Below are 20,481 nucleotides of genomic sequence, written 5' to 3'. Positions count from 1 at the left end.
ATACTAGACATTTTCACGCTAAATCTAATGTTTAGCTTCTTAAGCCTCACTCAAGACTCAATACTCTCGACTGGCTACTCAATACTCAATTTCCATCTGGCTTGATAATGGACGTTCTGGTACTCAGTGGCCAGTAAAAATCCTCAAAAGCAGGTGGATTTGCCGGATCAAAGGCAGGAATATCTTTTTTAAGCCATTGCACCAGCTCAAGATCGGTTTGTTTCAATCCCTCGACAATACAGCGCGCCAGTTGATAGGCACCATAGGTACTGAAATGGGTATTGTCCGCAAAGTCCTCCGTCTGTCCTTCGAATGTTCCCGCAGGAAAATGCACAAAAGCCTTTTTGGAAGCCTCTACTCCCCAGGCTTCATAAAGGGTCTTGCTCATGGCATTGAGGTCGATCATGGCCACACCATCTTCCTTGGCCAGTTGCCTTACTGCTTCGGGATAGTCGGAAAGGGTATTGACAATCTTCCCGTTTTCGTCAAATCTTCTCCTGTGCATGGAAGTCACCAAAACCGGTATCCCCCCTTTTTCCTTTACTGCTGCAATGTACTCCCTGATCACCTCCTGATAGCTTGTGAAGGGCTCTACATGGGAACCTCCTGGTTTCTGGTCATTATGCGCAAACTCAATAAACAAATAATCGCCGGGCTTCATGAGGCTCAGCACTTTTTTCAGCCTTCCAGAACCCTGGAAACCTTTCAGGGTGAGTCCCGATTCTGCATGGTTGGCAATGACTACTTTTTCCGCTTGGAAAAATGAAGGAAACATCTGTCCCCATGCTGCCCAAGGCTCATTGGCCTGGTCCACCACGGTACTGTTCCCGGCAAGGAAGACAGTCGGGGCAGAATAGTTAGGGCTGATTTCAATGGCTGCCACCTTAGGTTCCTTCCCATTGATCTCCAAGGTCAACTGATGGTCCCAATGCAAATAGTCGTGTTCCCGCGATTTCAATTTTACTTTTTCCTCCGTTCCCGTGATTTCAGGATAACGCACATTGACAGAAAATACTTTTTCTACTAATTCTCCTTTCTTGGTATCGGTCTTACCCAACATCAGCCTCCTGTTTTCCGCCCGAATGGTAGTGGATGAAGTTCCTTCGCTATCCCCCAAAAGCACTTTGACGTCATAATTTCCCTCAGGCACATCCACCGTAAAGAAAAACGGCGCATCACTGGTGCTAAAATCACCTTTCAGTCCGTCATTATCCCGGTTTATGGCTTTCACCGGCTTTCCCTCCAAAAAACCATATCCTCTGGAAATATCATACCCCATATCCGGCAATACCTGTTGGTACCCTTCTGCCACTTCACCATTTCCAAAATCAAACCTGTACCCGGGGGCTTCCTCCTTTGACAACACCTTGCAACTTACACTGCCAGCCGTCAATAGGCCCATTACGAAAAACTTTTGTAGAATATGCATAATAACTGTATCACTTTAATAAATCAGGGCCATTTATGATTTGGTTTATTTCCCATAAAAGCACCTTAAAGCAAGTTATCATACATCCCCCTAAAAACTGTACGGGCTTGTAAGGGTAAACCTAAGGGGATTAAGCATCAAAATAGTTCATAGTTTATCCGTCGCGAAAAAAGAGCAACGGAGTGAAGCCCTCCTACCGGAGGACAGGAGATCTCATCATAAATAAATGTCACTGCCACGTTGTTCCTCCTACCTTTGACAGGATACGTGCGGAGGAGTTCCCTTTGGTTGCTGAGCTTCGGTCCCTGAGCTCAGTCGAAGGGTCGAAGCATAAGGGAGCTAGGGGGTAAAGAGGGCGGACTGATATCTGTCCCTTAATATTTGAAAAAATGTTGACCTCTCGCAGTGACGTTCTCTCTCGGTTGTGCCAATCCGCCGCGACAGATCGGCACAACCGAGAATAATCCTTTAAAATTTAGTGGCCATAGCGGCTTAGCGAGAGATAATTAAACACACCTAATCAATATCAACCCCTTTACACATTCTTCCTCCCTATTCCTCCAGGTACTCCCCTACTTGTCCCATACACTGTATCGCGGCCAATCCCCATTGAGCGGTGGCATTGGTAGACACTCTGCCTTCCTCTACAGGCTGCAATACCTCGCTTCCTTCCACGGTATACATCTCCGGCTTTTCGAAACGGTAACCTGCATCCCCGCCGAAAAACTCATCCCAAGCCCTTCTGGCCAGTTGGGCATCTTGCTTTTCCATGGCCGCATAGGCAGTTAACCTGCTATGCCCCTGGCCAAGGTTTTTACGCCCAAATGCCTGTCCCAAGACTTCACGCTGTTCCCTATCGGAAGCATTGTATAACTGACAATACTGTATCCAGGCCTTTTTAAATTCCGGCATGTCTATATTCTGGACCAGCTCAGCACAGATTTCCATCAGGCCAAAAACAGCACTCAGATGTGAAACGGAAATCCGCTGGTTATCTTGGATTTCAAAAGCTCCCGTACGCAAATCCATGCGGCTTCCACCTGTAAAAAAACCTTTGGGCTGTGCAGCAATGGTCCGCATGCTGTTCACCAACTTTTCCTTGATTTGCCGGTCTCCTGTCCGCTCCCACTCGGTAAACCAAGCCGCCGAAACCGCCCCATAATCTGTCCCAAAACTCACATACACCTTATGGGGATCATCTTCTGTTTCCCATACCGATCGGTCACTTACTTTGCGCGTCGGTGGAATTTCCTTTAAAGTAGCCACAGCATTGAGCTGTTCGCGCATCAGGTCTCCGACCCGCTCATCAGCGGTCAGGTAGTAGTAAAAGCGGCGGTTGGCAGCGGTAGAAATCCGTAGCTGCTTGGCACTACAGCCCCAGTGCTGGACATTATGCCGGCTTCCCAACGGGGCAAACTTTCCCAGATGGTGCACATCAACTTCCCCGGTATGCCGGGTCATCGCCTCTGCCATTCGGAAAACATCGGCCCGCCCGGTGCGAAGAAAATAATACCACAGCCATAGGTCGGTAGAAAGCTCGGAATTGTCCCAGGCAAAGCCTCCCACATCATAACGCCAGCTATGTCGGTCAAAATCATAGCTGTGCATCACATCCCCAAAATCCCAGAACCCATACCACCGGCGGTCATCTACCTGCCCTTTGTAAAACTCAAAGTAATCGCTCAGGTATTCTTCTATTTTCGCTTTGTTGGGTGTACTCGTATCCGGTAGTCCCCATATCTTCCCCAAAACCCCGGCAGCATGAAGCTGTTCGGGGCTGACAGTAAGTCGGGCAGGTGTGGCGTTCCCATTGGCCAGTTCATTAAAGAAGGTATTGTTGGGAGTCTCTCCCAGGATATAAATGTTCATTTCACTGGTTCTGGCCACCCCTTTGGCCGTACCAAAACCGGGCTCGTAATCTTCATAAGTGATATTGAGCGCATCCAATTGCTTTTCATAGGTATCCTGTCCCATGCCATCGTGATAAAAGCGCAGGTCCATGGCCGGGGCATCCGGTGCCCATAACCAAAGGGTCACCTCAGCCTGCTCAGTATCCGCCTTTCGGATATCCAACTGAGCAGGATAGCTTTGCCAGAAATTCCGGATACCAAAGGCTACCCCACCGGAAGGCCCTCCTATATAGCCCAGCCCCCTGGAACGGTCACCGAAACCGGACTTCAGCCAGGAATGTCCTGCTGCTGTACGCTTTCGGATAGCAAATGCATCTGGACTGGTCTGCGACAAGGTGTAGTCCCCAAAGGCCGGGACATAGTGTAACCTGGAGGCAACATTCTCAGGAAACGCTGAGACAGGCGGTGTTTTCTCCCCCTTTACCTGTGCTTCACGTACTTTTCTACCGGCATCCCTTCTCAAGCCGGTCAATCCCCTGACGGCTTCTGCAAAGACACCCTGATCCTTTCCCGCAAATCGGACATGCCTGTCATGTAAGGCATCTTCCATAGGAACGTCAAAACGTAATCCAAGCCCCTTGATAAAATCTTTTTCCTCCTCCCCGTCAAAAATGATGGTGTGCATCGTCTTTATGGCCTCCGAACCGGCATAAAAGTAAAAGCGGAGTACAAAAGGCAACCAGCCCCTTTTCCCCTCATCGGCATGCTTGCCTTCAATCTTTATGACGGCCCTCACCGGTCCGCTTTGCTCTATGGACACTTTTTCTATCCTTCCCTGAAAATTCCCGGTACTGATGGTATCTTTTTCTCCTACCACGCCATCTTGCTTCATCAGTACCAAACGGCCATTTTTCAGGCTTTCTCTTCCATTCCGGCTGACCGATCTGATGATACTTTGTCCCTCCTTATTTATCCGACAACTGACCTCCCCTGTATCCACCAATATAGCCTCCTCATTTTCTGTAACTTCAATGGCCTTTTCTGGCTGCACTCCTTTTCCGGGAATCAATTGTAAACCTCTGCCCAATTTTTCCGGATCCGCCACCGCATGTCCGGTCCACTTCAAAGAACCATCCGGCCAATACGCCAAGGGCCAGGACTGTATCGGCTGTTGTTTTCCGGATGCATCAAGGAGAAAAAAATCTTCCTTTTTCACCTGCCCTTTTGGCCAGGGCACTCCCAGGGTAGTACCTCCTGAAAATACCCGCTCTTTATTTTCCAACCACCTTAGGGCAATCGGATCGGGCTGAACGGCTTCTTCACTTCTACTTCCAACTGCTTCTGCCAGGCCAGGTGCCAGATAAAGCGAAGAGGATAACAGTGCAGATTGTTTTACAAATTTTCTCCTTGAGGGAAAATGGTCTTTCATGGTCTTTTAGGTTTATCAGATTAAAGTTGATCCCCAATCAATGCTACATTTCTAAACCACAGATAGACGCTGATAAACACAGATAATTTTGTAGAGATTCATAATTGATCCTTTACTTACCTTTAATCCATCTGTGTTTATCCTATTTATCTGTGGAAAATACTATTTATAGTTCCAGCATAAAATTGGATCATTTTATTTTCCTTGGAATGTTCTCTTCCAATTGCTTAATCTTTAATTCATCAATTTCATGTCTGGACCAGGTACTTCGAAAGCCGAAATATCCGGAAGTCAACGGGGCTTCGTCCTTGTATTCAAAGAACTTTTCACCGTCCACCCAATAACTGATAAGGCCGTTTTCTACCCTGATCCTGATGGAATACCAGTGATTGGGTTTTAACAGATGGGCCTTATCCTTCAGGTCAGACAACAGGGTCTTTTCTCCGTTTCCCTGATATTTCCGGAAACGGGTAGTGGAATTATAATTGCCACCGAAGCCCACATAATACATGCTCAGCGAATCGTATTCCTCAAACCTCCCGTTTCGAGTAAACAGCTGTGTATTGCGCGGATCAGTGGCCATCCAAAACTGGTTGAGGTCTGATAGCCGGTCGTTCACCCCATCCCCAAGCACCACCTGGCGCTTATACGTGATTTCAAGGTTTCCTTCCAGCTTCTTTTTGAGCCATACAGTCACACCTCCTTTGGTGTCCAACACCAGCTTTCCCTCTTTGACCGAGACGGAAGAATGCGGGAGATCATCCATTTCCACCTCCCAAATTTCCGGATCCAGGTCGGTAGAAAAATCCGCCTCAAAAACCGCCTTCTGATCAGCAATCACCGTTTGTTTTGATCGCTCGCTGCTGACAGAACAAGTACAGGAAACCAGAAGACTTCCTGTCATACATATCAGTAAAGAGAGGTAGTTAAATGACATCATTCTTCCCAGGTAACCGTTACTTCAGCACTCAATTGTTTTACCAAACCGGTCACATAATTGGTAAAGTATTGCCTGTCGGTAAACTGCTCATCGGAAAGCTCCCATCCCGCTACCGCAAAGTATTCCACAGGTTGGTTTTCTTCTATCGAAAGCTTAGCCAGGTAGCTGTTTGACAGCGGACCTTCTTCGGGAGCCTCCGTGTAGCCTTGGTAAAGGGCTTTGGGCAAAATCAGGGCCATGCCCAACCACCATTCCTTTTCATAGCTTTGCTGATCATGGGTCAGGAGCACCAGCCAATCTTCATTCACCTCAATTTCACTCAGTTCACGGTCATTATGGATATTGACCAGACCTACCAATAGCGTTTCATCTCCTTTCAGTCCTTTGACAGAAACCGCATTCTTATAGGCATACATCCCTGGCCATATGCTGCTGACCTCCTTTACATCGTAGCTCCGGTCATGGGTCTGCCAATTACGGTAATCGTATTGAATGACCGACCTTGCGGGACCTTCTTCCACAACCTGGAAAATACTTTCCTCCACATTATTAATGGAATCATTTACCGTCACCCCCAGGCGGGCAGGCTTCCCTTCGATCATCAGGGCCATGCCGCCCAGCCCCACTGAGTTGCCTACAGCCAAAATATCCCGTCCCCAGTCATGCATCGCATGGTAATTATCTTCAACCGCCCCTGCAGCATCAATTCCTACGTTCTCGGGACTCATTGCTGAAGTTTTCTTGCCAAACAGATCCTTGGCATTACGCCCGTCAAAATAATGACGGAAGCCAACTTTATCATTTTCCCAAGTAGGCCCATCCGTCTGATAGGGCTGATAGCCTACACTTTTGGGAAGACCATCAGCGGGCAGCGTATCTCCCAAAGCAGGTTGAACGGCAATATCAGCTCCTTCCCGCTTCCCAAAGCGCACACTGGTGCGCGCCGGAAAATCAATCTCTTGATCAATCCAATCCAGATAAAACGTCTTGGAACCGTTTGGACTAAAGTCTGAAACAAAAAACAGCTCGTCCCATTGCCCGTCCCCATCCAGATCATCCAGTTGGGCAGGAAGGGTATCTCCCTCCATGGTGGTAAGCAAGGGGAATTGTCCCGCCCCTTCTTCCCAATGGGGAATGGAAGACCTTTCGAGGCTGACCGCTTTGTCCGAAAGGGCAATAGCAGCGGTGTTCTTCACCTCAAAACCCTGCGATTTTTGCTCCTCCTTCGATGGGCTGCAGGCTGCCACTATAAGGCAAGCGCCAAGTAACCAAAAAGATTGTTTCATATTTTCTCCATTTTTGTTGACCAAAAGAGAAGTTATAAAGAATTTCCCGCTAAACTCTTATGGTCTGTCATGGTTGGGTTGTGAGTTACTGGGTTATTTAGTTATTGGTTATTGAGAAATTCATGCCATGACTTGGAGTCATGGCATGAATAGTGCTTGGGCTTTAATGGACGATCAATTTATTCACTTCGATCTTATCAGCGGTTATTAAACGAACCAGATAAATACCATTGGAAAAACCTGAACAATCCAGCTCCAGCTGCCGGGAGGACCATTCACCTTTTATTTCCTTCCTGAGCAGCACCTGACCGGATTGATGGTCGGCAATTTCCACCAGGGCATCTTCTTTTATTTCCTGGCCAAAATCAAGGGTAAACTGTCCTGCAGTAGGGTTTGGATATATTCTGGAGGCATTATCCTCTTTTTCATTGCCATTGGTGCCCAAAACTATCGGGGTTTCGTAATTATTGGAAATCATGGGTACTTCAAGGCTCAGGTAATCATACATGGCATGATCAGCCCCTCCGTCACTCCTCCCTTGGGCAATTGTAATCGTATTCCCTTTTTTCTTCAGTTTTTCCACTGGAATCTTCACTTCATACACAGCGTATTTACCATGTATGCCTTCCCTAAGCAGGGCATTGCCCCGGGCATGGCTTGGGTAAAAACGTTCCAAAAGCTCGTCATCATTGACAAATACCTCCATACGGGCATAATGGGCTCCGGCAAAGGCAATGGTCAAAGTAGCTTCCCCTTCGGCCATTTTCCCTTTGATGTCAAAATTCACATTCCAGTTCCATCGCTGCCATTCATCGTCTTTCAGGTAGCCATTATGGGCATAGTTCCAATCCCTGCTCCAGTCACTTTCCCCAACGGTATATTCCAAAGGATTGGAAAAATCCTCAGCAAAGGTGGTCCATAGATATCCTTGGAAATAGTCATTACCATGAAAAAACTCCCTGGCTGTCCGGTCGGGAACCCCGATCTCCCAGATCAAACTTCCCTTCTCTCTCGGAATATCCCATTTAAGGCCGCCAAGATCGGTACTTTGTCCTGCCTCAACCCGAACATTCCCCAATTTATATTCTCCAACAGCACCGTCTGAAAAAGCATAAAGGGTATAGACTCCTGGCCGTACATGGGGGATTTCGAAGTTGCCCGTGGCATCTGCCTTTACCCAATACTGGTAATTTTTGGATTCAAACTGCCAGTTTCCCTCCGGTTCATGTTGGGCCAACCCTACCAAGGCCCCTCCGCCTGTCACATCGGGCAGGAAAGGATCTTCTATGCTAAACGTTCCGCTTACCGTACCCCGGCCACCGGCCAAAGGATATTCCGGTGTATCGGTCAACCATGCATATGGCCATTTGGCTTCTTCCTCTTTCGCCTGGGCTTTGGCATCCTCCCAAAGGGACTCCACACTGCCCTGTCCATCGTTAAGGTACAGTTTATAGGGCCCATAAATTTTGCTCCACTTTTCTCCGGATTCCAGGCTGGTAGAACTTCCATGGTAATGGTTCATCCCAAAATGCACATGTATAATGCCGGAGGCGGAACTCAAGTCCTGCTTGGTAGGTCCATCATTAAAATAATCGTATCCTCCAAAAACCAGCCACGAACCGATGTCGTTCTTCTTGCTGGCGTGACCATAGGTCCCTATATTCCAATATTCCACGTTGAAATCGTATTTGCAATCGTATTTCCCTGCCCTGACACCCGTATTGATCTTCGTGATTTCCGGGATCCCAGTAGGGGTCGCATTCGCATAATCAAAAGAGTTGGGCATTTCCCAATGCCGCAATGAATCCACACATATATATTCCACCTGATCCTGATCCAGCTTCCACACCATTCTCCATTCGCTAAAACCGGTGGACGGATAATCTTCGGGATGGTTCAAGATCGCATAGGTGTATACGCCCTGCCCATCTCTTTCCAATACATAGTGAATATCGATATCCACTGCCTGGGATCTTCTGCCCGGTTCCCATTTGCTTTTAAGGGAAATATCCACAAAATCCTCGTTCCACTCTTTGATGCTGTACTCACAGCTGGAGGGTTGCGTATAATTGGAGCCCCCGTCCATACTGAAGTAAATATCCCCGGCCATTTCCCGGCCTTTCAGCTGATACGAGCTTATATGGGCATTTCTTTTTATGATTCGCGCATGCACATAATCGTTTTCCAGGACAATTTCATTCGGGTATTCCTTCAGCAAACTGTTAGGATCCTGGTAAATGGAAATAATGGTCCGGTTGGCTCCGGCATCATATTCCCAGACCAATTGGTCAAAGCTTCTCTCCGGGGCAATGGTACCTTGATCAACCCAAGAAGCCACCTGTGCCTGCATATCGCCGCGGAGCTTGAGTTGGGCAGCCCCCTTAAGGATCACATTTCCCTGAGCGCCCCCTTCTCCGATAAAGAAATACTCGCCGGGCTGGACCACGCCGTCTTCTATATATAAAGTGCCGTTTCCCCCGGCACCATAGCCAAGATAGAGGTTTTGACGGGTGTAAAAGGAACCTCCACGCACCTCCACACGGCCATTGCCTTCTTTTCCTATATAGCCATGGGAACGGACATTGAGTTCACGCCCATCATTGACGATGACCGTTCCGTTCAGCACATCACTGCCCCAGCTCATCAACAGACCATCCACCGTCAGTTCACCACCTTCTAAAGTATTGATGCGACTAAATCGGTTTCGATTGGAATTTCCGGTAAATATGGGATTGTAGGGGTTTCCCGGCCCTATATTGACTTCCGCTCCGCCCCCGGGCGCCGTTCCGGATGCGTAATTTGCTGCATTCCAAAAGTCGGTATCCGCCTCACCCTTCCAATGCAGGGTTTGAGCAACAAGGGTACCGGGCAGCCATAGCAATAGCATGCCCAAACAAATATCCCGAAGGATAATCGTAGAAGTTTTCATGGTTAATAAGGGTTTTGGTTGTTAAAAATTAAAAGATTACAAAATCTTGTGCGCCGAGGCACTTTGAAAGATTGGAAAATTAGATTCAGGATTTTAATCAGTACAAGTAGAAAATCAACGGATATTGGATATTCATGCCATGACTTGGAGTCATGGCATGAATCACCTTGTTCTTTTCTCTTTTCTCTTTATTCTTTACTCTTCACCCTGATCGCTGGCCTTGCTGGCTGGGCCATTCCCGCGCCCAGATAAAAACCGGTGTGGGCGGGCTGGTTATAGCCGACGTTTTGCCAGGCTACACTTAACCTGTACACCGGGTCATGCATAAGGGTATAAAATTTATGTTCGGTCGGAATGGTAGTGGTAAAAATCCTTAACTCCTGTCCATCTTCCGTCCGCGCAATGAGTTCCTCGCGCCAATCACCAAAAATATCCGCACACAGGGCGGGGTTGGACTTGGTCCCATTGTTCTTGGCCAGTTGATGGTTCCTTCCAGAAAAAATCCTGTCAGACTGACTGTTCAGGTAATCCCACTTATCGATATCCACACCGTTTAGGATCTCCCTGAGCAGGTCTCCGTCCCACCAGATGCCCATATTACAGGAAGAGGGTTTCTGTGTGGAGATCATTTCTCCTTTGATGTTCCAAAGCCCTTTTAGCCCATCGCCGGATGCCCAGCATTCGTGGCCTTGGTGTCTGGGATCGATGTCAATGGCCAAGCCCCTGCCCACATCAGGGGAAGGGTAAGACCAGATGATTTCACCGGTCTGGGCATCGCGCAAATTGGCTCCATGCTCATGACGTACATGTTCATGGATTCCAAAAATCTCCATTCCCGGCCTCTCCGGATCCAAATCGGACAGATGTAAAGCATCCCCATGCCCTAAACCGGTACTATAAAGTCCTTTTCCATCATTATCTACTACCATGGCGCCAAAGACAACTTCATCCTTCCCGTCTTCATCCACATCGGCTACATGAAGGCTGTGATAGCCCTGACCGGCAAATTTCCGGTTTGCCGGATCACCATCATGGCTGTCAAAGGTCCAGGCTTTGGAAAGTTTGCCATCCCTCCAGTTCCAGGCGGCAATCACCGTCCGGGTATAGTAACCCCGGCTCATGATGAGGCTGGGCCGCTCTCCATCCAAATAGGCAATACCGGCCAGAAACCTGTCCATGCGGTTGCCATACCCGTCCCCCCAAAGTTCTTTGAGTTCGGCAGTACTGGGGGCTAGCTTGTCCGGATAGCGAGGCGGATCATAGGCTGCGGTAGCCAACTCCCTGCCGGATTCCCCATCGAAAATGGTCAAAAACTCAGGGCCTTCGAGGATATAGCCCTGATCATTTCTATAATCAGCATTGGGATCTCCGATCAGGTTTCCCAATCCGTCTTTTGTCCCATCAGCGGTTTTGCAGGCCACTTCAGCCTTTCCGTCTCCGTCCAGGTCATAAACCATAAATTGGGTATAATGTGCCCCCTCGCGGATATTCTTGCCCAAATTGATTTCCCAGAGCATTTCCCCAGCCAAGGTATAAGCTTGGAGAATGGGAGGGTCGGTGAGTCCCCTATGGGAATTATCATGGGATTTGCCAGTTTGGTGCAGGACAATTTCATATTGTCCATCTCCGTTAAGGTCTCCGACAGAAGCGTCATTTGGAGTGTAGCCCTCCGGCGTTTTTAGCGGTAGGGATAAATAAGCGTTTTCCCAAGGCCTGGAAGCTTGGGAGGAAGCCTGCTCTTCGCCATTGATCAGCGCCCTCACCTCATACCTTTCCTCTGCCCCATTAGGAGAGTCCACCAGATAACTGCTGGCCTTTTCAATTGGATGGGAATTGATTTTTTCCGCTTTTCCTTCAGCCGTGCCACGGTAGAGATTAAAAGCAATGTCTTCTGGTTCTGTGCCCAAAATTCGCCAGCTGACGAAGGTTTTTCCCTCTTGGGCTGGAAGGGCCACCAGTCCTCTGTCCAGATGTTCCATCTGACGGACTTGCTGTGCTTCAACAAAAAAATGAAAGGTAGTAAAGGATAATAGAACGGCAAGACCTAAGGCCTTGCCGTTTTTCCATATGTTGGTTAACATTTTTTATTCTTCTATAATGGAAAATTCTGCATTTATGCTATGCGAATTTCCAGTAAGGTGCTGTATTTCGGCACGAAAATTTGCAGCCAAAATACACAGCAGAATAGTAGTCAAATAAACCAACAGTTTTGTCTTCCAGCTTAAGCCGGACCTCCTTTTCATTCTCAAATACTTCATCATCAATTGGGTGATTGTTAACGTTGGCTTAATATATAGTTATTCTGCAATTATTCAAAAACCTATCTGAAATTATTTTTATCCAATCAAATACATTTTTTCGCACTTCACATGAAAATTCAACCTTTTAACCCAAACCATTGATCGAATGATTCAGGACCGTATTTCATTTCTAGATAGACCTGACAGGTCTAAAACTTGGAAGGTCTAAAACCTCACAAGTCTATTTGGAATTATTTCTGCTCCCAATGGAAGGGAAGGAACCAATCCCCACTGTTTAGCTTTGCCCTTACCCCGGCAGCCCTGGATACCGCCTCTGGGTTATTGGACTTGGACAGTTTTTCATACACCCTGTCCGCCAACACAGATGGATTTCTTCTCATGGCTATCCGAAGTAATTGAGGCCATCTGTGCCCTTCAAAGGCCAATTCCTGGGCCACCTCATCCATGATCAGGTCTTCTGTCCACTCTTTCTCTTCCTGATCGGAAGTGATGTTCTCAGGAAGCTCCTTGGCAGGCAAATAGGCCCTTCCACGTATACCAATATGACGGTACCATGGAGCCCTGAAGCGTGGAAAATCCCCCTCCCTCGCATCAAAATCATATGGATAGGGCAGGAACAGGGTATTCATGATTTCCGTTCTGTCATCTCCGGAAAAACCTTCCGGGGTAAATTCACTTTTTATCCCACTGTTTATGAAGGCTCTGGCCAATTTACTTGTCTGGTCCATATTATCCCGATTAGCCGCTTCAGCAAATTTCAAATGCACCGATGCCGCACGCTCCAGTAACCACTTCCCTTCTTCCTGCAATGGCCTTAGCATAGGGTCATAATTGACTGCATACTTATCGATTTCAGGTTCGGTGCTTTCCCAGTTTTTTGTTGATAGCACACCTCTGGCATCAAACTCAAAATTGTTCCACTGGGTTTCATTCTTCCACATATCCAAAATCTGCTGGGAAGGCTTCAACTGGTATTCCCCTTCTCCTGAATTAGTAAAAAGCCTGATAAAAGGATATTCTGGGGCAAAATCACTGTCAAAATGCATCACCCAAACCCATACCTGCTTCTCATAACGCTGATTGGAGCCGATACCAAAAATATGTTTCCATCCATCATTCGGACTATCGACAATGGAGTTGATATCATTACTTTTGCCGTATTTTACGCCAAAAAGTCCCCCATTCCCCCATCCTATCCTAAGGTTATCATAAAATTCTCCACTGCCAGAGGAAAAACTCCGAGTAGCCGTTTCCATAATATCCCTGTACATTTCCGCTGCTTGAGTATAACTTCCTTGCCATAAATACAGATCACCCAACAGGTTTTTCTTGTGTACAAAATATTTGTTTATGCCATAACCATTGGATGTTCCCACAAGGCCGATATTGGACGGGTACTCATCCAGATAGGGAAGGCCCTCCACAAATTCCACCAAGGTATTGATCAACTCGGGCAATGCCAGCTTGGGGAACAATGCAGAATTGTTGACATCATCGATGCTTTCCAGGCTTTTGGTCACATAGGGCACTTCTCCAAAGTGGATCCCCAGCTGCAAATACACCCAAGAACGTACGGCTCCGATATCCGAATACCGCTGGCTAAACTGTTCCTCAGTGATCCGGTTTTCATCCCGCATCTTCTGCAGGCCTTCTAAAACATCGTTACAGTTCAAAATCACCCTGTAAAAAGGCTTAGGGTCTGCATATTTATTATTGTCAGAAGCCACCACACTATGGTTACTTAAATCTACCAAGTCCGGGTCCGCCATCATCGTAGGCTCCATCAGGTCGGCACGAACCTCATTGAGCACCACGTAATGTTCTGCCAATCCCATCAGCTGGCCATAAACCCCCATCACGGCCACATCGGCATCCAGGGCATTTTGGTAATATTGTTCTTTCTCCAACTCTGCAGTGGGCTCCACATCGAGCATGCCCGAGCAGGAACTGATCCCTGCCCCGAGCAGTGCCACTGCCATATATTTTTTCACTGAATGGCGTATCGATTTCATATTTTGGGCTTTTATAATTTTCCTAAACTTTTGCATGGTTACAATCCGATTTTAAGTCCCAAGAGTACACTGCTAAACTGTGGAAGCAACCCCATATCCACTCCCTGGCCGAAAATGCTTCTGGTATAGCTGAATTCCGGATCATAACCAAGGTAGTTGGTCATGGTGAACAGGTTTTGCCCCGCCGCATACACATTGATGTTCTTAACAATAGTCCCATCCACCGGAATATCATAGCTGATGTTGATGGTTTTCAATCGTAGATAAGAACCATCCTCTATCCAGCGGTCTGAAAAACGGCTGTTTCCTGCCGGATCACCATAAGCCAATCTCGGCACATCAGTCACCTGTCCTTCTGCCCTCCAACGGTTTCTCACAAGCTGCAATTGATTATCGTAACCGGACATACTTTCCAGTTGCTGTCTTTGATAGTTGTAAATATCATTGCCATAGGAGAAGGTAAAGGCCGCGTCAAACGTAAAGCGCCTATAAGTAGCATGCGCAGTAAAGGCCCCATGGAAATCAGGATTGGGATTACCGATGATGGTCTTGTCCTTTTGGTCGATCATACCGTCCCCATTTTGGTCCACAAACCTGACATCACCGGCCCGAAAGGCCACCGGATTTCCGTCTGCGCCGATGGTGCTCAGACCTGCGGTAGCCGCTTGCTCGGAAGTACTGTACACCCCTGCTGTTTCATAGCCATAAAACACATTGGCGGCTTCACCTTCTTTGGTGATCACTTCACCTCCTGCTACAGGAGTGATCCTTTGGTCATAGGGAAGGGATTTGATTTCATTGGCATACTTCCCTATCTGGAGGCCAAGCTCCAATTTCACCTCTCTGTCCAACACCCTGGAACTAAGTCCGAGATCAACGCCCCGGTTGACCATTTCCCCGCTATTGGCCAGGTAATAGTCCAAACCGGTCACCGTTCTCAAAGGCTGATAGGTCAGCATATTGGAAATGGTGTTCTGATAAATATCCAGGCTTAAGCCAAATACCTTATTGGCAATGGCCAGGTCAAAACCTGCATTGATTTTATTATTGGTCTCCCACTGGATTTCCTTGTTGGCCAGATTGGCCCTTACCAAGCCCTGTACGGCGATGACATTCGCTCCTGTGTACAGCTGATATTGATGGTAATTTCCTATGCCATCATTTCCTGTCTGGCTGTAGCTCAGCCGCAGTTTCAACAGGTCCAAGCTGCTATTGGCCATAAAATCCTCAGAGGAAAGCAACCAGGCACCTTTGATAGAAGGGAATACCCCGAACTTGTGTCCAAAAAGGCTGATTCCTTCCTGTGCCTCTGTTCCAAACCTGGAAGAACCGTCCACTGCAAGGTTTAGGTCCAAGAAATATTTGCTCAGGTAATCGTAGCCGGCATCCAGGTAATAGCTCATCCAGATCCACTCACCCACTGTTCCATAATTCTGGTTCAAAGCAACCACCCCTGATCCCAGGGTAATAAAATCATCCGTACCGGAGTTAAAGGCCAAACCTTTGTCCTCTTCCAAATTGTTTTTATGGTAGCGGAAACCCAATCCCACATTCAGGTTATGGCCATATCCATAAGTGTTGGTATAATCAAAACGGGTATCGCTGTAGGAGCTGAAAAGCCGCTGTATCTGTCCTCCTATACGGTTTCTGACAATGGCATTCCCAACATTTTCCTCTTCTACACCCAAATCCGGCACAAAGAAAGATTCTCTGTTTTGGTCAATGGTCAGCCCAAAAAGGCTTTGCAAACTGAATTTATCATTGAACTCATACTTTGCATTGTAAGAGCCAAAGAAACGGAACCTTCGGTTTTCACCCTGCATGTTTTCGATAATGGAGCGAGGGTTACTGGTTCCCAAAGAATCCGAATCACTCAGGTTTGGAGACCTAACGCCGGCTTCATCATAGATATTGGGGGCCAGAAAAGGGGATTTGATCAGGCCCAAATTCAGTGGGCTGATGTCCTCTACCCCGTAACCATATTGGTACATGTCATTAAGTGCATAGGAAAAGGCCATGTTCGTACCGGCGGTAAACTTCTCGGTAATCTGAAAATCACCGTTGAAACGTACGCTGGAACGGGAAAGCCCCTCGCCCTCCATAATACTGCTGCTTTTCAAATGCCCCATGGACAGGGAATATTTGGCGATATTGTCCCCTCCAGATACTTTGATAAAATAATTCTGGTCATAACTGGTACGCATCACCTGGTTTTGCCAGTTGGTGTTGTTGTGATAATTATAATACCCCAATGTATCCGGAGTGCTATTCATGTACCGATGGTTTAGCACTTCATTGGTGGTCAGCCCACTGCTCGCCAGCATTTCGGCAAAATAAGGCCGGTATTCGTCAGCTTCCATTACAGGAAGGTTCTGCGGACGGATGTTCATCCCCCCATAAGTATGGAAGTCAATCCGTGTGGTCAAGTCCTTGGCCCTGGCCGTAGTGATCATGATGACACCATTTGCCCCTTTGCTGCCATAAATCGATCCTCCATCCTTAATAAAGGTCACCTTATCGATGTCCTTGATGTCAATAAAGGAAAGGGGATTTGAAGTATAGCCGCTCAAAATAGACCCTTCATACTGGTTCATATCGTAGATCATGCCATCAACCACCACCAGAGGCTGGGTTTCTGCATTTAGGGACGATAGTCCCCTGATAAAGGTATTGGCTCCTACGCCAATGGCCCCTGATCTTCTGATCATATTGACCCCAGCGGCCTCTCCCTGCATGGCGGTTTCCGGTGAGTTGGCCTTTCCTTTCCAGGCATCCGTCAGGTCCACCATGGAAACGGCCCCAGTAAGGTGACTGGCCAACTTATTCTTGTATGGCAACTGGGCATAATTGGCTCCCGCCTTAGCCAGTTCCAGATCGCTCAGGGCAATGTCCAAACTGCTTCGTCCTTTAAGGGCCACCTCTTTTACCAATTGGTCACCAAAGTTGACCTGAATGGTAGTGGTGTAGGCCGGCACCATCAGTTCAAACTCACCGTTGGAATTGGAAAATGTGGCGGACAGCTCCTTGTAGGCGATGCCTATCCCTTCCAGAGGTTCCCCGGTACGCTTGGAAATGATCTTGCCGGTCACTTTTTCCGCCAGGTACATGGCCTGAAGGTTGGGCTGCACTTTTACTTCTTGCACCTCCTGTGCAAACAATGCTCCTGCGAGCCCCATTTGCAGTGTCAGGGCAGCCGTACAAAATTTCTGTATAGTTATTCGCTTCATCGATTTCATATTTTGGGTTTACTCAAATACCGGAACTAATCGTAGATAATCCAGCACCAAAGAGTTCCAGGTATTGCTGGAAGTGGATTCTGCTTTCAGAATTAGTTTCAGCTGTCCGTAGTTCTCTACTTCATGCTCCCCAATAAATACCTCCGAAAGGTCATTGATCCCTACCATCTTGTTACCATAGGGAAGGTTGCTGACCGAATCAACCGCTATACTCTGCCAGTTATTTCTCGGAATATAATCATCGTTATTGGCCCTCCAGTAAATCTTGTATTTGGTGGAATGGGCTTGTGGCACCCTGTAGGTCACGTGGTAAGACGGGGTACTGTGATTGATCACCAGCAGGTCCCTCTTATTGGAGGCCCAGCTCCTGGCGCGGACATTGACAGGCCCTGAGCTGCCCGAAATGGCATCATAGAACTCTCCTTCTATTTTGATATCAGGGATTTTATCGGTCCATTTGAAATCAAAGGCATCCATCACATAGACCACTCCATTGGAGGCGTTGATTTTTCTAAGGACATTTTCCGCCTTAAAGGACACCTTTACACTGTCCACCGAAAGCAGGGTATCCGGTACATTATCATAGTAAGCCGATGTGGCCAACAGGTCCTTGGCAAGTCCAAGCTTGAAGGCCTTTGACATAAAATCTTCCGGCATGGTATCCCTATAGTAAGGCTTCATTGCTGCCTTATAATTTTCAAATGCCGCGTCATCCAGCATGATCAAGGTATAAGTGGAATCTTCAATGCTTAAGTCTGCGACATCGTACCGAAAATAATTGCTCGTCATCCCTGTAACGGCATCTGTCTCGTCCATACTCAAAATCAGGTCACTCACGGGATTATTGCTTTCTTCCTGGACGATTTCCCAAACATTCTTTTTGGGCATCATATAGCTGTCCACCTTATAAAGCACCCCGTTTTTGGCCAAGCGGTCAGCATATTCGAAACCGGCTGACTCGTCCACCGAGCTAATGCGGGTTTCTGTCAATACACTGATTTTACCGTTGAGCATCTTCACCCTCAAAGGTGCTTCCTCTGCTTGGTAACTAAGCCGCTCTTGGTGACCGATATGGTTGCCGACAAAAAGCTTCAGGGCCTCATCATCCCCGGAAATGCTTTCGGGAAGGTTTTGTAAAGCGGTATTTGTAGGGGCCCAAACCGTATAGGAGCCCGATGCCAGTTGTTTGTCCAGCCCGGATTTTTCCAGCAATCCGGCGAAGGTGCTCAGCTCTGCATCCGTGTGGATCAGCTGCACCAGGTTATTGTTCAGGTCCTGCGGGGCATTGTTATGCTCTGCCCATTGGTCTGAGCAGGAGAACAGACCAATGGCTAGCATACAAAGCAGGTATTTTTTATATTTTCTAATCATCTTATTGCTTTTTGAATTTTATGATTGAGACTTTCTGCCTGTGAAAATCAGTCTTCCGGGTAAACCAATGACCCGTCTCTGGCAAATTTTGGCCAGATCTGCTCATCTTCTTCGGGAATGAAGTGGATCATGTCCAGCCAAATCCCGTTTCTTCCTCCAGACTGATAATCCAATCTTATCACATGCTCACCGGTCGTAGGAATATCCAGCACCCCTACAAGCCTACCGGTAAAGTTCCCCCCATCACTTCCTGCAGATAAATACTCTTTGAAGCCCTTCGACTCCGCCTCCGCAGCGGACAAAGTAGTCGGGTACCTTTCTCTGGTATTCAGAATTCTTGCTCCAGGGATGGACTCCCCGTTGAGGGTCACTTTAAGCTGTACACCATCTCGGTTGTCGGTGGCACGATAACAGAACCAAATCTTATAGCGGCCTTTAACCAATACCGGCGTGGTGATCTCAGTCCAGGTCAATCTGTTCGTGGCCACCCCGATTCGGATATAGTCTCCGTGGTTGAAATACAATTCGTTCAGGCCCGGCGGTCTGTAGTTGATATTGTACTGAAGCCAGCTTCCTCCCCAGTCCATCTTTGAAAGCTCTCCCGGCTGGAAGGTATACTCTGAAGCCCCCGGCACCCTGAAATACTGGGTCAACTGGCGGATTTCAGGTTGATCTGCTATGTCCCAATACACAGCCGTTGGGGCTCTCAGCTTAATGGCAAAATGGTCGTCTACACTATGAACCACCCCATTGGTCACGGAATTGTCGCTTTCCCTTCTTATAAGAGGTGTACCTGGCTCATGTATGCCGAAGAAAACATCGTCATTGACCAGTACATCTGCTCCATCCAGTTTGATGGTCACCACCTCTTGTGGCGCTTTGGTTTCGTGTGCTGTGGCCGTCACCAAATCAGCAATGTATTTGATGTTCGGAAGGATATGATAGGCCATAAAAAGGTGGAGGCTATCAGCTGGATTGGTGGGCTCTCCCAAGTGGGAATACCGGTCTTCCAAGGCCTGATAAGTATCAAAACCTGCTTCCGCAAAGGTCGCATCCGATTGGGCCAATACCGTGTACCATACCCCTTCCTGCTCTTGGTTCAACACCTCATACCAGCCTGTAGTCTTCAGCGCTTGGGCAAAAATGGAATAGTCTTGCTTGTCCTCCAGCCATTGGGCTGCAGTTTTGGTAGGCGGAGACAGGACATTGTCAATGGAGTGCAGGATACCGTTGCCCAGTTTGATATTGCTTTGCAGGACATTCGCCTGACGGTTTACCCGTATAGAGGTCTGCCCCTCCACAAATTCAGCACCCGTCACCAAGTACTTTCCATACTCTGTAGGAATAGGCAGTTTCCCATCGGTAAAGCTGGAGGTGGAAATGGTATCCTTAAGCAGGTGGTAACGGACAATGTCCTTCGCCTGATCCACACTCAATCCCTCCAAACTCAGGTCATTTTCACTGAGGTAAGTATCAACAGCCGCATTATTGGGCGCAAAGAAGGTATAAAGACCATAGGCCCCCAAATAGCCTTCTGTCTCGGAGATTTCCAAAATCTTGGAAAGACTGGAAAACTGATCCGGGTTTTGCCGTAAGTAACCGCTTATATTGGCATCATCAGTAATATTGATATTGCCAGGCTCCTCAAAGTCACAACTGATCAGGCCCAGGAACAGGAGGCCAAGCATCAATGCCATGCCCCTTCTCCAATTTGATGTGATATTAAAAACGTTCATCT

General features: G+C 47.6%; 10 protein-coding genes. All 10 read right to left on the bottom strand.

What is annotated here, in order from left to right:
• Positions 1-85: 85 nt before the first annotated feature.
• On the bottom strand, positions 86-1,429 hold the full coding sequence (locus ACYVAA_RS06260; protein WP_460539605.1) for a rhamnogalacturonan acetylesterase: 1,344 nt from the start codon (positions 1,427-1,429) through the stop codon (positions 86-88).
• Positions 1,430-1,981: 552 nt separating this feature from the next.
• Entirely contained in the window at positions 1,982-4,708 is a 2,727-nt protein-coding gene (locus ACYVAA_RS06255) for an exo-rhamnogalacturonan lyase family protein (RefSeq protein WP_460539603.1), read from the bottom strand.
• Between the two features lie 190 nt (positions 4,709-4,898).
• Positions 4,899-5,648, bottom strand: a complete 750-nt coding sequence (locus ACYVAA_RS06250; RefSeq protein ID WP_460539602.1) for a DUF6250 domain-containing protein — start codon at positions 5,646-5,648, stop codon at positions 4,899-4,901.
• Positions 5,645-6,934 carry a DUF4861 domain-containing protein gene (locus tag ACYVAA_RS06245; RefSeq protein ID WP_460539600.1) on the bottom strand — a complete coding sequence of 430 codons (1,290 nt, stop codon included), beginning with the start codon at positions 6,932-6,934 and terminating at the stop codon, positions 5,645-5,647. The genes ACYVAA_RS06250 and ACYVAA_RS06245 overlap by 4 nt, the downstream gene beginning before the upstream one ends.
• Before the next feature lie 163 nt (positions 6,935-7,097).
• Positions 7,098-9,863 carry a polysaccharide lyase family protein gene (locus tag ACYVAA_RS06240; RefSeq protein ID WP_460539598.1) on the bottom strand — a complete coding sequence of 922 codons (2,766 nt, stop codon included), beginning with the start codon at positions 9,861-9,863 and terminating at the stop codon, positions 7,098-7,100.
• A 188-nt stretch (positions 9,864-10,051) separates the two neighbouring features.
• A complete protein-coding gene (locus ACYVAA_RS06235; RefSeq protein WP_460539596.1) occupies positions 10,052-11,944 on the bottom strand; it encodes a rhamnogalacturonan lyase in 1,893 nt (630 codons plus the stop codon).
• A 410-nt stretch (positions 11,945-12,354) separates the two neighbouring features.
• Positions 12,355-14,136, bottom strand: coding sequence for a RagB/SusD family nutrient uptake outer membrane protein (locus ACYVAA_RS06230; RefSeq protein WP_460539594.1), 1,782 nt, complete (start codon positions 14,134-14,136; stop codon positions 12,355-12,357).
• A gap of 38 nt (positions 14,137-14,174) precedes the next feature.
• The gene (locus ACYVAA_RS06225; protein ID WP_460539592.1) at positions 14,175-17,363 is read right to left on the bottom strand and encodes a SusC/RagA family TonB-linked outer membrane protein; all 3,189 of its coding nucleotides are present in this window, start codon (positions 17,361-17,363) and stop codon (positions 14,175-14,177) included.
• 18 nt (positions 17,364-17,381) lie between these two features.
• Positions 17,382-18,743: a fasciclin domain-containing protein gene (locus ACYVAA_RS06220; protein WP_460539590.1), complete on the bottom strand. Its 1,362-nt coding sequence runs from the start codon at positions 18,741-18,743 to the stop codon at positions 17,382-17,384.
• A 47-nt stretch (positions 18,744-18,790) separates the two neighbouring features.
• Positions 18,791-20,479 carry a fasciclin domain-containing protein gene (locus ACYVAA_RS06215; protein WP_460539588.1) on the bottom strand — a complete coding sequence of 563 codons (1,689 nt, stop codon included), beginning with the start codon at positions 20,477-20,479 and terminating at the stop codon, positions 18,791-18,793.
• Positions 20,480-20,481: the final 2 nt, after the last annotated feature.

Source organism: Echinicola sediminis, from assembly GCF_054777495.1.
Note: the sequence above shows the minus strand (reverse complement) of the source record. Positions and strands in the feature narration are given on the sequence as shown.

Coding starts and splice junctions, on each gene's coding strand:
- ACYVAA_RS06260 (WP_460539605.1), bottom strand. CDS start 1,429: ATGCATATTCTACAAAAGTTTTTCGTAATGGGCCTATTGACGGCTGGC.
- ACYVAA_RS06255 (WP_460539603.1), bottom strand. CDS start 4,708: ATGAAAGACCATTTTCCCTCAAGGAGAAAATTTGTAAAACAATCTGCA.
- ACYVAA_RS06250 (WP_460539602.1), bottom strand. CDS start 5,648: ATGATGTCATTTAACTACCTCTCTTTACTGATATGTATGACAGGAAGT.
- ACYVAA_RS06245 (WP_460539600.1), bottom strand. CDS start 6,934: ATGAAACAATCTTTTTGGTTACTTGGCGCTTGCCTTATAGTGGCAGCC.
- ACYVAA_RS06240 (WP_460539598.1), bottom strand. CDS start 9,863: ATGAAAACTTCTACGATTATCCTTCGGGATATTTGTTTGGGCATGCTA.
- ACYVAA_RS06235 (WP_460539596.1), bottom strand. CDS start 11,944: ATGTTAACCAACATATGGAAAAACGGCAAGGCCTTAGGTCTTGCCGTT.
- ACYVAA_RS06230 (WP_460539594.1), bottom strand. CDS start 14,136: ATGAAATCGATACGCCATTCAGTGAAAAAATATATGGCAGTGGCACTG.
- ACYVAA_RS06225 (WP_460539592.1), bottom strand. CDS start 17,363: ATGAAGCGAATAACTATACAGAAATTTTGTACGGCTGCCCTGACACTG.
- ACYVAA_RS06220 (WP_460539590.1), bottom strand. CDS start 18,743: ATGATTAGAAAATATAAAAAATACCTGCTTTGTATGCTAGCCATTGGT.
- ACYVAA_RS06215 (WP_460539588.1), bottom strand. CDS start 20,479: ATGAACGTTTTTAATATCACATCAAATTGGAGAAGGGGCATGGCATTG.